Genomic DNA, 13,480 nt, shown 5'->3' on the forward strand with positions numbered 1-13,480 from the left:
AGCATGCTCCGGAAAAGTGCGAAGCGGTTTTCCGAAAAGAGCATGCTCAAGTAAGTGCGCTCAGCGGAACAGATGCAGCGCTGCGTATTGCAGCAGCATGATGGTCTTGGCGTCGACGATGCGGCCGTCGGCGATCATCGCGAGCGCCTCGTCGATGCCGAGCTCCAGCACCTCGATGTCCTCGCCCTCGTCGGCGAGCCCGCCACCGTCACCGATGCGCATCGCGGCGTCGTACTCGGCGACGAAGCAGTGAATTTTCTCGGTCACCGCGCCCGGGCTGGTGAAGGCCTCGAACACTTTCTGCACGTGTGTCAGCCGGTAGCCGATCTCTTCCTCGGCCTCGGCGCGAATCCGCGCTTCCGGCTCGGCATCGTCGAGCATGCCGGCGGCGACCTCGATCAGGAGGTCGTCATAGCCGTTGGCGAAGGCGGGAAAGCGGAACTGGCGCACCAGCACCACGGTGCGGCCGACGAGGTTGTAGGGCAGCAGCGCAGCGCCGCTGCCGCGCTCGAAGACGTCGCGGTGCTGGGTCTGCCATTCGCCGTTGGCACGCTGGTAGTCGAACGTCGCGCGCTTCAGCTCGTAGCGGCCCTTGGCGAGCGTCTGGACATCCTTGATGCGGACGCGGTCGGCGATGCTCATGCGTAACTCCTCACGGCGTCGCTTCGCGGCCGTCGAGCCATTTGGCGAACATCACCGACGTCGATTCTTCAAAGCCGAGCGACTGGTAGAACGCGCCGGCCCTGGTGTTCTCGCGCCTGACCAAGAGCTGCAGCTTCGGCACACCGGCGGCGCGCAGCCAGTCCTCGGCCGCGGACATGATGCTGCGGCCAAGGCCCTTGCCCTGCCTGTCGGGATCGACCGCGACGTAATAGACCCAGCCGCGATGGCCGTCATGGCCGACCATCGCGGTCGCGACGATCCTGCCGTTGTCGCGGCCGACCAGCACGGCTGAGCCCGGTCCGCGACGGGCGAGGGCGATATCGGCGGCGGGATCGTTCCACGGCCGGGTGAGGCCGCAACGCTGCCACAGCGCAATGGCGTCGGCGACGTCGCCGTCGGTGATCGGAGCAATGGCAAGAGCGGATGTCGTCACCTCGGCCGTCACAGCACCTTGCCCGGGTTCATGATGCCGTGCGGATCGAGCATCGCCTTGACCTGCCGCATCAGCTCGATCGCGACCTTGTCCTTGACGTCGGGCAGTTCGTCGCGCTTCAGCACGCCGATGCCGTGCTCGGCCGAGATCGAGCCGCCCATCCGCAGCACGATCTCGAACACCACGGCGTTGACGTCGTGCCATCGCGCCAGGAAGTCGGCGGCATTGGCGCCGACCGGCTGAGAGACGTTGTAGTGGATGTTGCCGTCACCGAGATGGCCGAACGGCACCGGCCGCGAGCCCGGGATCAGCTTCACCACGGCCGCGTTGGCTTCCTCGATGAAAGCCGGCACGGCGGCGACCGGCACCGAGATGTCGTGCTTGATCGAGCCGCCTTCCGGCTTCTGCGCCGCCGACATCTCGTCGCGCAGCTTCCAGAACGCCTGGCGCTGGGTCAGATTGGCCGCGATCACGGCGTCGTCGACGATGCCGTCCTCCATGCCCCTGGCGAGGATCGCCTCGAGCGTGTCGCGGGCGTCGTCGCGCGACGACGACAGCTCCATCAGCACATACCAGGGATACTTGGTGGTCAGGGGATCGCGGATGTCGATGCCGTGGCGGATCGAGAAGTCGACCGCGATGTCGGCGAGCAGCTCGAAGCTGGTCAGCGCGCCCGCCGCCTCGTTGCGCGAGATCGACAGCAGCTTCAGCGCTGCGGCCGGCGATTGCAGGCCGACATAGGCGGTCTCGACCGCGCGCGGCCGCGGAAACAGCTTCAGCGTCGCCGCAGTGATGATGCCGAGCGTGCCCTCGGCGCCGATGAAGAGGTTGCGCAGATCGTAGCCGGTGTTGTCCTTCTTCAGCTTCGACAGCGCGTTCAGCACCCGCCCGTCGGCCAGCACCACCTCGAGCCCGAGCGCCATCTCGCGCGCGACGCCATAGGCGAGCGCCGCGGTGCCGCCGGCATTGGTCGACAGGTTGCCGCCGATCGTGCAGCTGCCTTCGGCGCCGAGCGACAGCGGGAACAGGCGGTCGACCTCGGCCGCCTTCTGCTGCGCGATCTGCAGCACCACGCCGGCCTCGCAGGTCATGGTGTTGGACTCGACGTCGATGTCGCGGATCTTGTCCATCCGGCGCAGCGACACCACCACTTCGCCATTGTGCGGCGTCTGGCCGCCGACGAGGCCGGTGTTGCCGCCCTGCGGCACCAGCGCGATGCGATGCTCGCTGGCCAGCTTGCAGATCGCGGCGACCTCGGCGGTCGAACCGGGGCGCAGCACCAGCGGCGAGCGACCGTGGAACAGGTCGCGCTCCTCGGTGACGTAAGGCTTGATGTCGGCGGCGTCGGTCACCGCATATCTGGCGCCGACGATGGCGCGGAATTTTTCGATCAGTTCAGGCGAAAGCGGCGGCACGGCAGGCTGGACGATGTTCATCTCGTTCTTGGTCTTTCACTCACGCAGAAATCTAGCTCCGTCCGACCGCGGCACGGCGCAGCCGGTCGTTGATCGCTTCGCCCAACCCGTCCTCGGGAATGGGCATGACGGCGATAGTATCGGTCTGTCGCTTGTCGAGCGTACGAAGGTAACCGAACAGATTGGCGGCCGCCTCGGCGAGATCGCCGGTCTCCGACAGGTTCATCACCACGGAGGCGCATTCGCTGCGCGATATCTTGCCGGGTCCGAACGCCAGCAGCGCCTCGCCGACATGGACGTCGCTGGCATTGAGCCGGACCGGCGTGCGCGGCGCGTAATGCGAGGCGAGCATGCCGGGCGCGATCGGCTGGCCGTCGGCCTCGGCGTCCTGAGGCGGCGACTGCAGCGGGTGGCCGAGCACGCGCTCGATCTCCTCGCGGGTCAGCCCGCCCGGCCGCAGCAGCACCGGATCGGAGAAGCAGCCGATGATGGTCGATTCGACGCCGACCTCGACCGGGCCGCCGTCGATGATCAGGTCGATGCGGCCGGCGAGGTCGCCGTTCACATGCTCGGCCGTGGTCGGCGAGACATGGCCGGAGAGATTGGCCGAGGGCGCCACCACCGCGCCGCCGAAGGTCTTGATGATGTCGCGCGCCACCTTGTGGGCGGGAACGCGAATCGCGACCGTATCGAGCCCGGCGGTAGCCAGTTCCGCCACCGGGCAGGAGAGCGCTTTCGGCAGCACCAAAGTCAGCGGTCCCGGCCAGAACGCCTCGGCCAGCCGCAGCGCCTGGCCGTCGAACAGCGCGATCCGCCGCGCGGCGGCGAGGTCTGCGACATGGGCGATCAGCGGATTGAAGGCCGGCCGGCCCTTGGCCTCGTAAAGGCGGGCGATCGCGCCGGCATTTCCGGCATCGGCGCCGAGGCCGTAAACCGTCTCGGTCGGAAACGCCACCAGGCCCCCGTCGGCCAAAACTCCTGCCGCGGTGGCGGTGGCGGCGGCGCCGGCGGGCAAAACGTGCGTTTTCAGAGCTGTATCCACGGTGACTAAATCCTCAAGGGTGCCTTGCAGTCCCCGAAACCCGACGCTATAAGCCCGGCTCTCAGTCGGAGTGTGGCTCAGCCCGGTAGAGCACTGCGTTCGGGACGCAGGGGTCGCAGGTTCGAATCCTGCCACTCCGACCAAATTTCCCTAGGCTTTTTCTTCTCTTCGGTGGCTGTTCCCGTGTCAACCACCGATTCAACCACCGAAACATAGCGCCCTTTTTGGCTGATTGCCGCCGCCGCCCCCTGCAAATAGTCGGGATGGTGGTGGCGATAGATATTCTGAAGAATCTCCGGCGACATGCCGAGGAACCCGGCCGCCTGCCAAATCGGCACGCCGCGTTGCATCAGCCAGGTTGCGGCCGTTTGGCGCAACGTGTGCGGGGTGATCTTCCCGGGGAGTTCGGCCAGGTTCACGGCTGATTTGAAGCCTTTCTTCACCGAAGCGACCGGCTTGCCATTGAATTCGACGAAGCAGCTGCTGATCAGGTTCCGTTCCTTCCAGCGACGCATATGCGCGAGCGGTCGCGGCGGAAGGGGGAGCTGGCGTCTGCCACTTCTTGGTGGCCAGCTTCCCGATCGGCTTCCGGTAGAAGATAGCACGTTCGAGGTCGACGTACGAGCGGCCAACCTCGGTAAGCGGTGATGCCGTCGCAATCGCGCCCGCCTCGTGCCGGTGCAGACGCCGCGATGTTTGGCATAAGCCGCGCAAGTCTGCACGTTGACAGCTGAGAGCTTCTTGCCTCCCCAACGTAAGTCCCGCCGTGATGTTTCAGGCGCGACGTCGGCCACCGAAGCTCAGTCGAAGACCACCAAAGTCTTGTCATCGCGGACCTCGAAGAAGCGAGTCGCGATTGCCTTGCACGCGAGAGCGCTTGAGGCGGACTGGAATTCGGATCTCTTCAGGAACTCTCCTTCGAGACCGAGCAGAAAGGCGCCACGGATAACCGCATGCTGGGCGCGCGAGGACGACGTCCGGCGCACTTGAGCTATTCGATAGAAGTCATCGACTTACCTTGGCGCCACAGTCGCATGATTTTCGCGGCTTGACGCGACTGATCAAATTAGTCTACTTATGCAAGTAACAGGTCGGCGCAGGTTCGAGCGCCGAAAATTCCGAATTCAATCGGCTGTGCGCCCAGGGAGCGTCTTGCATTGGAGGAAATCTGTATCGAGCGGCACGACGGCATCGCGCGGGTCTCCCTGAACCGTCCGTCAGTGCGGAATGCGGTGACACTTGCGATGTGGAACGAACTGGCCGGCATATTCTCGGGCTTCGCGGCTGACCGGGATGTCCGGGGCGTCGTGCTCATCGGGACCGGCAACGACTTCTCCGTCGGCGCCGACATCTCCGAATTCGAGAGGATAAGGGAAGACCGTCACCAGGCCGCCGCCTACGAAGTTGCGGTCGATGCCTGTTCGAGCGCAATCGCCGCGCTGAGCAAGCCCGTGGTCGCAGCCATTTCCGGATACTGCCTCGGAGGCGGCTGCCATCTCGCGCTCGCGTGCGACTTCCGCTTCGGCGACCGCTCCGCCAGGATCGGCATTCCGGCGGCCAGACTCTCGATCGTCTACGGCGTCAACAGCGTGCAGCGCCTGTTGGCGCTCACCGGCCTCTCGAACGCCAAGCGGATACTCTTTTCAGCGGATCGCTACGGGGTGGAGCAGGCGGTTTCGATGGGGCTGATCGACGAGGTTCACGACAACGTTGCCGCGGCTGCCGACAAGTTCCTGCGACACCTCGCGACCAACGCGCCGCTCTCGATCGGCGGCGCCAAATACATGCTGAACGGCCTTTCGATGGGATCGGGAGTGCTCGATCTGGCCATGGCACAGCGGCTCATCGACGAGGCTTCCGATAGCGAAGACTTCAGAGAAGGCCGCAGGGCCTTTGTCGAGAAGAGGCCGCCGCGTTTTCGTGGCGAGTAGTCGGACGGAAAGGAAACGAGTGTTGGAGAGGGTCGATGAAGCCTGCCAGCTTTGACTACGCCTCGCCGGCAACGGTGGAAGCCGCCATCGAGGCACTGGTCGCCTCGAACGGTGAAGGAAAAGTGCTGGCCGGTGGTCAGAGCCTGCTGCCGCTCCTGAACTTCAGGATGACGCGCCCTTCGGTTCTGGTCGACCTCAACGGTATCGAGGGTCTCTCCTACATCGAAGACCGGGGCGACCGGATCGCAATCGGCGCGCTGACGCGCCATCGCGACCTCGAACATTCGCCGCTCGTGGCTTCCAGGCTGCCGGTGATGTCGGCGGCGATGCGCCACGTGGCGCATCTGGCCATCCGCAACCGCGGGACCATCGGCGGTGGTCTGGCCCATGCGGATCCCGCCGCGGAGCTGCCGATGCTGGCAGCGTTCTACGATGCGAGGATCTCCGTTCAGGGACCGAACGGGCACCGGGTGATTGCGGCGCAGGAATTTTTCGTCGACGCTCTGACGAACTGTCTGGAGCCGCACGAGATCGTCGTGGAGATCGAGTTTCCGATCCTCGACCATGACGGTTGGGCGTTCGAGGAGGTCGCGCGTCGTTTCGGCGATTTCGCGCTGGCGAGCATCGCCGTTTCCGTGCGGCGCGGACCCTCCCGCCTTGAGGACGCGCGCATCGCGGTGATGGGCGTGGCTGACACTCCGCTGCGCCTCAAGGCCGCGGAAGCGGAGCTCGTTGCGCTGGCCCTCGACGACGAAATTCCGGAGCGCTTTTCGGAGATCGTCGTCGCGCAGGTGTCGCCCAACGATGACCTGCATGCCTCGGGGGAGTACCGGGGGCATCTCTTGGGGGAATTGTCCAAACGCGCATTGCGGACGGCCCTCGCTCAGGCGGAGCGGGCAGCGTGAGCGACGTTTCCGTCACCGTCAATGAAGCCAGGTACGACGTCTCGGACGTCGAGCCGCGCATGTTGCTTTCGGACTTCCTGCGCGACCGGCTCGGCCTCACAGGCACCCATGTCGGGTGCGAGCACGGCGTCTGCGGTGCCTGCACGGTGCTTGTAAACGGAGACAGCGTGCGTTCCTGCCTGATGCTGGCCGTCCAGGCCGACGGCACCGCAATCGTCACCGTCGAGGGTCTCGGGTCGCCCGAAGAACTCAACGTCCTGCAGTCCCAGTTCCGCGAGCATCACGGACTTCAGTGCGGCTTCTGTACGCCCGGCATGCTGATGACCGGCGAGGACATGCTTCGGAAATATCCGCTCGCGACCGACGATCAAATCCGGGAGGGGCTCTCCGGGAACCTTTGCCGCTGCACGGGCTACCAGAACATCGTCGCCGCGATCCGCAGCGCCGCTGCGATGCGCAGGGAGAAAGAAGAATGAAGCTGAACTTCCTCGCTGCCGGTCGTCTCCGGATGAAGAAGAGCATCTACCTACCCGCCGCCGATCGCAGCGAGACGATCGATCTCCCGGTCAGCAGTGCGCTGATCCGGCACAAGCAAGGCAATGTGCTGTTCGATACCGGCTGCCATCCATCGGTGGTCGACGACGCCGAAGGCCGCTGGGGCCCTCTCGCCAGGGTCATGAAGCCGATGATGAGCGCGGACGAGACTTTGCTGCCGAGCCTGGCATGCACGGGGCTCGGGCCGGACGACATCGACATCGTTGTGAATTCGCATTTCCATCCGGACCATTGCGGCTGCAACCAGTTCTTCCGCAAGGCGACAATCTTCGCCCATGCCAAGGAGATCGAAGCGGCGAATGCGTCAGGCGCCGATACGGCGGGCTATCTGAAGGCCGATTGGGATTGCGGACAGCCGATCGAGCAGGTCGACGGCGAGAAGGACCTGTTCGGCGACTCCAGCGTCGTGCTGGTGCCTCTGCCGGGCCATACCCCAGGGACCATGGGTGCACTCGTCAGCCTGGATCGGGATGGGCAGTTCCTGCTCGCGTCCGACGCCGTCAGCCTGCGCCAGAACCTCGACGCAGACGCCGCTCCCCGCAACACGTGGAACGTCGAACAGCAATTGAAGACGTACGAGGAGATCCGCCGGATCGAGAAGGCGGGCGCTACCGTCATCTGCGGACACGACGATGGGCAGTGGCAGAGTTTGCGCAAGGGCGGCGACGGCTATGAATAGCGACCATCGCGCAAGCCCATCCGAGGTCTTGCGGCCGAAGAACGTTGGTGCACCGATCAAGCGCACGGAGGATCCGCGCCTGCTGGCGGGCAGCGGCGAGTACACGGCCGACAGAAAGCCAGACCGGCCGCTGCATCTCGCCTTCCTGCGTAGCGGACTGCCGCACGCGAGGATCGTGCGGATCGATACCGCCGCCGCTCTGGAGGCGCCGGGCGTCGTGGCCGTGTTCACCGCGGAGGACATCGCCGGCGACTTCAAGCCCGTGATCCCGTTCTCGCGGATGCCGAACTATTACGCGACGCCCATCCTGCCGCTCGCCTCGGAGAAGGTGCGTTATGTCGGGGAGGCCGTCGCCGCCGTCGTCGCGACCTCGCGCTATCTCGCCGAGGACGCGCTCGAACTGATCGAGATCGACTACGAGCCGCTGAGGCCAGTCGCGCGCGCGGAGATGGCGGTCGCCGATGGTGCGCCCCTGCTGCACGAGGAAGCCGGGACCAACGTCCTGATCGCCCGCGAATTCAGCAAAGGCGACGTCGCGGCCGATCTGGGCGTCGCAGCAGTGAGGGTCCGTGGGCGCTTCGAAATGACCCGCAAGGCGCCGCTCGCGATGGAGCCGCGCAGCTACACTGCCGAATACGAGAAACGACGCGACGCACTCACGCTCTACACGTCGTCGAACATTCCAGGCATCGTCCGTGATGCAATCTCCGAATCACTCTCCCTTCCGGGACACCGCTTGCGGGTCGTCGCGCCCGACGTCGGCGGCAGCTTCGGCTCGAAAGGTTCGCTCTATCCGGAAGAACTCCTGATCTGCATCGCCGCGCGCAAGCTGCGCCGATCGGTCAAGTGGACCGCGGACCGGCTCGAGGACGTCAGCAGCAGCAGTCAGGCCTTCGCGGAGATCGTCGACGCCGAGATGGGGTTCGACGCGAACGGAGTGGCGACCTCGCTGCAGGCGGACGTGATCGGCGACGTCGGCGCCTTCTCGATCTATCCCTGGACCTGCGGACTCGAGCCGGTACAGGTCGTCAGCTTTCTGCCCGGACCCTACAAGATACGATCCTATCGCGGAGCGGTGCGCGGCGTCGCAACCTGCAAGCCGCCGACCGGTCCCTACCGTGGCGTCGGCCGGCCGATCTCGACATTCGTCGCCGAGCGTCTGATGGACATGGGCGCCAAGGCGCTCGGAATCGATCCGCTCGAGATCAGGCGACGCAATCTGGTCCGGGCCGAGGAATTTCCCTACCGGATCGCTTCCGGCATCATCTGGGACAAGACCGGTTTCATCGAATGCCTGGAAGCCGCCGCAGCAGCGGCAGGCTATGAGCAGCTTCGCAAGCAGCAGGCCGAGGCGCGCAGGCATGGACGACTTCTCGGAATCGGCATCGCCTCGTATGCCGAGCTGACCGGCATCGGCTCGCGCATCGCGGTGGCGCCGGGTATGCCGATCAACACCGGCTCCGAAACCGCCAGGATCACGATCGATTCGACGGGGGCCATTACCGCAGCTTTCGGCGTCGCTTCCCACGGCCAGGGGCTGGAGACGACATTGGCGCAGATCGTCGCCGACGATCTCGGTGCGCGTTTCGAGGATGTTCGCGTCATTCAGGGCGATAGCGACGAGGTCCCGATGTCGACTGGAACTTACGCGAGTCGCAGCGCGGTGCTCGGCGGTGGTGCCGCGAAGCACGCCTCCAAGATCCTGCGGGAGAAGATCAAACGGGTCGCATCGCACCTGCTTGAGGCCAACGCGGACGACCTCGAGGTAACCGAGGGCAAGGTGGCCGTTCTCGGCACCGACCGCGCGGTGTCGTTCAAGCAGATCGCCAAGGCGGTTTATTCCGACATGAAGACGCTGCCGATCGACGCGCGAGAGGAACTAACCGCAACCTACACCTACGATCCGATCAACGGCACGACGGCGGCGGCGACGCATATCGCCATGGTCGAAGTCGATCCGGCGACGTGCTTCGTGAAGATCCACAAGTTCGTCGTTGCCGAGGATTGCGGCCGCATCATCAACCCGATGATCGTCGACGGGCAGGTGCACGGCGGCGTCGCGCAGGGCATCGGGGCGGCGTTGTTCGAGGAATTGATCTACGACGAGGAAGGCCAGCTTCTGACCGCGAGCCTCGTCGACTACGTGATTCCGTCCGCGCCCGAAGTGCCGCTGATGGATGTCGTCCACGTCGAAAGCGAGTCCGCAGTCGCGGGCGGCTTCCGCGGCATGGGCGAGGGCGGCACGATCGGAGCGCCGGCCGCGATCGCCAACGCGATCGCCGACGCGCTATCGCCCTTCGATGCCGACGTCTCGGTCCTTCCGATGACGCCGGAACGCATCTTCAGGCTGATGCAGAACGCCAAATTCAAAGCAAAGGAAAAATCAAATGACTGATCTCAAGGGACGTGTGGCGCTCGTGACGGGAGGTGGCCGCGACGTCGGGGCCGCAATTTCGAGGATGCTCGCCGAGCGTGGGGCATCGGTCGCCGTGAACTATCACAGCTCCAAAGCAGAGGCCGAGGGTGTCGTCGCCGAGATTGTAAAGACGGGCGGCAAGGCGAAGGCCTATCAGGCCGATATTGCCGATGCGGACGTCGTCAGGAAGATGGTCGCTGACATCAAGAGCGATTTCGGCGGCCTCGACATCCTCGTCAACAATGCGGGCCTGGTGTTCCGCAAGAGGTTCAGTGAGAGCACGCCCGAGGACTGGAAGAAGCAGATCGACACCTGTCTCTACGGCGCGCTGAACTGCTCACACAGTGCAGGACCGCTGCTCGAAGCCTCGGGCCACGGGCGCATCATCTCCATCATGGGAGATTCCTCCAGGGTCGGTGAGTCCGGCCTCGCGCTCGGTGCGGCCGCGCGTGCGGGCACCATCGCCCTGATGAAGTCGCTTGCGCGCGAGTGGGGCCGTTCGGGCGTCACCGCGAACTCGATTTCGCTCGGCCTGATCGAGACCGCCCACGACAAGACCTGGGTCGACGCCAACCGCGACAAGCTGGTCAAGGCCTACGCGATCCGCCGGCTCGGCCTGCCGTCCGACGTGGCTCCTCTGGTCACCTTGCTCGCGTCCGACGCCGGCGCATGGATCACCGGCCAGGTGATCAGCGTGAACGGCGGATATTCCATGGTCTGATGGGAGGCGGCGATGCTGAACGTTGATCTGATCGCACCGATCGCGACGCTCCTCGATCGCCACGCGAAACAGCGCCCGGAGCAGGTGGCGTATTGGGACGCGGTCCGATCAGTGACCTATGCGCAGCTGGCCGAGCGCACGGCGTCGATCGCCGCGAACCTGGCCAATGCCGGTCTGAAGCAAGGGGACAGGCTCGCGATCTACCTGCCGAACGGCGTGGACTGGATCGAGGCCTGCTTCGCCGCGCTGCGGGCCGGCGCCGTCGTCGTCCCCATCAGCTTCGACGCAGCCGAAGGCGAGATCAGTTATCGTCTGACCGACGCCGATTGCGCCCTTGTCGTCACGGCGGCCGCGAAGCGCGACCTCATCGGGAAGATCTGCCGAGACGCGGAGATAGCGCCGTCCGTGGTTTTCGCCGGCGTTGGCGCAGAAGAGAGCGGGCCATCGCTGGCGAGCCTCGCCGAGGCGCGCGATGCGGCGGCGCCCGATCCCGACGACATCGATCGTTCCTCGTTCATTATCTATACCTCGGGCACCACGGGCCGGGCGAAGGGCGTGCTCCTGTCGATACGTGGCATGCTGTGGATCTCGGCGGCTTGCTGGGCCCCGATCGGCGAATTGACGGACAAGGATATCGTGTTATCGCCGCTTCCTCTGTTCCATTCCTACGGTCTCAACCTGTCAGTGCTCGGCATCCTCGCGGTCGGCGCGAGCGAGCACATCATGGAGCGCTTCTCGCCGCAGCAGGCGCTGGATCTGCTGCAAACCGGCAAGTATTCGGTCATGCCCGGCGTGCCCACCATGTTTCACTACCTTCTGCTCCGCGCGCAGGAAGCCGGAATCGAACGCCTGGGGGCCGTCCGCCTCTGCATCTCGGCGGGCGCCATCATGCCGGCGACCCTGAACAAGGCATTCGAGGATCGCTTCAAGACGCGGCTCCTCGACGGATACGGCATCACCGAGACGTCGACGATGGTGACGATGAACTGGCTGCATGGCGGCAGGCCGATGGGGTCGTGTGGACTTCCGGTGCCTGGGCTCGCGGTACGTATTGTCGATCCGTCGTCACTGGAGGACGTCCCGTTCGGCGAGGAAGGCGAGCTGATCGTCCGCGGACCGAACCTGATGCACGGGTATCACAACAAGCCCGCGGAGACGGCATCGGCGCTGCGCAAGGGCTGGTACCACACCGGCGATCTCGCCAGATCGGATCCATCGGGCTACCTGACAATTACCGGCCGCATCAAGGAATTGATCATCCGCGGTGGCCAGAACATTGCACCGGCCGAGATTGAGGAGGTCGTCGTCAAATTTCCGCAAGTCAGGGACTGTGCGGTGGTCGGCATGAGGCACGCGACGCTCGGCGAGGTGCCGTGTCTCTTCGTCGTGTCGGAGCAGAACGGGCTGGACATCGCGGCGCTGCTGGACCATTGCAGGGCGCATTTGTCCGCCTACAAGATCCCTGAGGCCACGCATCTGGTCTGCGAGATCCCACGCACAGGGTCGGGCAAGATCATGCGCTTCAAGCTGGTCGAAGCCCTCAGCAAGCTGGCTTGAGCCGCGCCGGCAGATCAGTCGACGGAGCGTGGGCCCAGCGCCCCGAATGATCTCGGGTCATAGGCGAGACGATATCGCATGTCGGCGGCCACGATCGGCTGCTTGCAGCGGTCGCAATCGACCGAGGGCTCGAAGTCGTGGCCACACGCAAGATGCGTGAGGATGAGCGGCGGCTTTCCCTTTGCCAGCCAGCGATCGCCCCATCGCAGCATTGCGATGAACGGACCGTAGAGATCCAGACCCATGTCGGTGAGGAGATATTCGTGTCGGTCGGGAGAGCTCTGGTACTGTCTGCGGCGGAACACGCCGCTGGCGACCAGGCGGTTGAGCCGATCCGTCAGGATGTTGGGCGCGATCGCGAGTTCGTTGAGGATCTTGTCGTAGCGCCGATTGCCGAAGAAGCCCTCGCGCACGACCATAAAGCTCCACTTGTCGCCAATGATCTCGAGCGCACGGGAAACCGAGCTTGGACGGCCGGTCAGGAACCGGCTGCCGTCGGAGGCACGCCGCGTGTTGCGGCCCTCTTTGGCCGCGCTTCGACCGGCGCCGGGACCGTCCCGGTATTTGGCGTCGCGGGCCCCGACGGCCTCCCCGCAGTACGAGCAGGTCACGCGGGGATGGCTGTCGCAGCCGCACGGCGTGTGAATCAGCGTCAGCGGCGGCGGCTTTCCGCCGGCGAGCCAGCGGTCGCCGAACTGCATCAGCGCGATGAAGCTCGGGTAGAGATCGAAGCCCATCTTGGTCAGACGGTATTCCTTGCGCTGCGACGACCCGGACGCAACCTGACGGAATATCGCGAGCTGCGTGAGCTTCCTCAATCTGTCGGTCAGCGTCGCCCGCGGAATCCCGAGGGCCGAGCGGAAGGCCTCGAACGTCTGTGTGCCGAAGAAGGCCTCGCGGATGATCAGGAAAGCCCAGGCATCGGAGACGATGTCGAGAGTGCGCGCGACCGAGCAGTTGCGCTCGGTCCGCGCCGCCTTGTCGCGGCTCACAGCCGTTTTCGGCCTCGGCCTAGTCGAGGGTTTCGCGCGTTGGAGCTTGGCGGCGACGGGCATTCCGGACGGTCCATAGACACGGCCGTCCTCGGACGGCCTTCAAAAGTCGGGCACCTGTAACACATCGCCACCATTGACAGGCGGGAAATGTCAGTCTAGTTACGCATG

The 13,480-nt window shown here is 65.1% G+C and carries 12 protein-coding genes, 1 tRNA gene and 1 pseudogene; 8 read left to right on the forward strand and 6 right to left on the reverse strand.

The features are described from left to right. Positions 1–60: 60 nt before the first annotated feature. The 4 genes from JQ633_RS09820 to JQ633_RS09835 are packed head-to-tail and all read right to left on the reverse strand — an operon-like array spanning position 61 to position 3,553. On the reverse strand, positions 61–642 hold the full coding sequence (locus JQ633_RS09820; RefSeq protein WP_211984782.1) for a GDP-mannose pyrophosphatase: 582 nt from the start codon (positions 640–642) through the stop codon (positions 61–63). Positions 643–652: 10 nt separating this feature from the next. After that, a complete protein-coding gene (locus JQ633_RS09825; protein ID WP_211984783.1) occupies positions 653–1,096 on the reverse strand; it encodes a GNAT family acetyltransferase in 444 nt (147 codons plus the stop codon). Between the two features lie 8 nt (positions 1,097–1,104). Continuing rightward, positions 1,105–2,532, reverse strand: a complete 1,428-nt coding sequence (locus JQ633_RS09830) for an FAD-binding oxidoreductase (protein ID WP_211984784.1) — start codon at positions 2,530–2,532, stop codon at positions 1,105–1,107. A 31-nt stretch (positions 2,533–2,563) separates the two neighbouring features. Further along, positions 2,564–3,553: an L-threonylcarbamoyladenylate synthase gene (locus tag JQ633_RS09835; protein WP_211984785.1), complete on the reverse strand. Its 990-nt coding sequence runs from the start codon at positions 3,551–3,553 to the stop codon at positions 2,564–2,566. A gap of 66 nt (positions 3,554–3,619) precedes the next feature. On the opposite strand from JQ633_RS09835, the gene JQ633_RS09840 reads away from it, so the two are divergent. Next, positions 3,620–3,696 (forward strand) — tRNA-Pro (locus JQ633_RS09840). Positions 3,697–3,876: 180 nt separating this feature from the next. On the opposite strand, the pseudogene JQ633_RS35170 reads toward JQ633_RS09840, so the two are convergent. After that, positions 3,877–4,068 (reverse strand): annotated as a pseudogene (locus JQ633_RS35170) (tyrosine-type recombinase/integrase); the annotation flags it as partial. Positions 4,069–4,710: 642 nt separating this feature from the next. Between JQ633_RS35170 and JQ633_RS09850 the strand changes: the two are divergent. The 7 genes from JQ633_RS09850 to JQ633_RS09880 are packed head-to-tail and all read left to right on the forward strand — an operon-like array spanning position 4,711 to position 12,317. Further along, positions 4,711–5,484: an enoyl-CoA hydratase-related protein gene (locus JQ633_RS09850; protein ID WP_211984786.1), complete on the forward strand. Its 774-nt coding sequence runs from the start codon at positions 4,711–4,713 to the stop codon at positions 5,482–5,484. A 35-nt stretch (positions 5,485–5,519) separates the two neighbouring features. Next, entirely contained in the window at positions 5,520–6,389 is an 870-nt protein-coding gene (locus JQ633_RS09855; protein WP_211984787.1) for an FAD binding domain-containing protein, read from the forward strand. Continuing rightward, positions 6,386–6,865: a (2Fe-2S)-binding protein gene (locus JQ633_RS09860; protein WP_349631541.1), complete on the forward strand. Its 480-nt coding sequence runs from the start codon at positions 6,386–6,388 to the stop codon at positions 6,863–6,865. Before JQ633_RS09855 ends, JQ633_RS09860 begins: the two co-directional genes overlap by 4 nt. Continuing rightward, positions 6,862–7,623 (forward strand): N-acyl homoserine lactonase family protein, encoded by a 762-nt coding sequence (locus JQ633_RS09865; RefSeq protein WP_211984967.1) that lies wholly within the window; start codon positions 6,862–6,864, stop codon positions 7,621–7,623. The genes JQ633_RS09860 and JQ633_RS09865 overlap by 4 nt, the downstream gene beginning before the upstream one ends. Next, complete coding sequence (locus JQ633_RS09870; RefSeq protein ID WP_211984788.1) at positions 7,616–10,018, forward strand: xanthine dehydrogenase family protein molybdopterin-binding subunit; 2,403 nt, start codon at positions 7,616–7,618, stop codon at positions 10,016–10,018. Before JQ633_RS09865 ends, JQ633_RS09870 begins: the two co-directional genes overlap by 8 nt. Continuing rightward, on the forward strand, positions 10,011–10,760 hold the full coding sequence (locus JQ633_RS09875) for an SDR family NAD(P)-dependent oxidoreductase (RefSeq protein WP_211984789.1): 750 nt from the start codon (positions 10,011–10,013) through the stop codon (positions 10,758–10,760). The genes JQ633_RS09870 and JQ633_RS09875 overlap by 8 nt, the downstream gene beginning before the upstream one ends. Before the next feature lie 12 nt (positions 10,761–10,772). After that, positions 10,773–12,317, forward strand: a complete 1,545-nt coding sequence (locus JQ633_RS09880) for a class I adenylate-forming enzyme family protein (protein WP_211984790.1) — start codon at positions 10,773–10,775, stop codon at positions 12,315–12,317. A gap of 14 nt (positions 12,318–12,331) precedes the next feature. On the opposite strand, the gene JQ633_RS09885 is transcribed toward JQ633_RS09880, so the two are convergent. Continuing rightward, entirely contained in the window at positions 12,332–13,309 is a 978-nt protein-coding gene (locus JQ633_RS09885; protein WP_349631543.1) for a winged helix-turn-helix transcriptional regulator, read from the reverse strand. Positions 13,310–13,480: the final 171 nt, after the last annotated feature.

It is taken from the genome of Bradyrhizobium tropiciagri (assembly GCF_018130505.1).
In the GTDB taxonomy this organism is placed as follows: Bacteria; Pseudomonadota; Alphaproteobacteria; order Rhizobiales; family Xanthobacteraceae; genus Bradyrhizobium; species Bradyrhizobium tropiciagri_B.